This window comes from Psychrobacillus sp. MER TA 171, assembly GCF_023713305.1.
Taxonomy (GTDB): Bacteria; Bacillota; Bacilli; order Bacillales_A; family Planococcaceae; genus Psychrobacillus.
The window spans coordinates 1-242 of record NZ_JAMAWN010000111.1; the positions used below are offsets into that span (position 1 = coordinate 1).

Consider the following 242-nt stretch of genomic DNA (forward strand, 5'->3'; position numbering starts at 1 on the left):
ATTAACTTAACCTAAAAGTTAAAAGTACTACACTTGCAATCACGTAAGTGATCACAATTTGAATATCTTGCGTTTGTTTCTTTTTTTGATGTCGTTTTATCCAGTTTTCAAAGAACAAGTTAAAAAGCTTTAAATGCTCATATAGAATGAACATTCAAAACTGAACTGCAAAACGTTAAGATACAGATAAAGATCTGTATTCCGAATATATCCTTAGAAAGGAGGTGATCCAGCCGCACCTT

The 242-nt window shown here is 31.8% G+C and carries 1 protein-coding gene; it reads right to left on the reverse strand.

All coding sequences use genetic code 11. The features are described from left to right. Position 1: 1 nt before the first annotated feature. Positions 2-154, reverse strand: coding sequence for a hypothetical protein (locus tag M3627_RS20675; protein ID WP_251557299.1), 153 nt, complete (start codon positions 152-154; stop codon positions 2-4). Between the last annotated feature and the right edge of the window lie 88 nt (positions 155-242).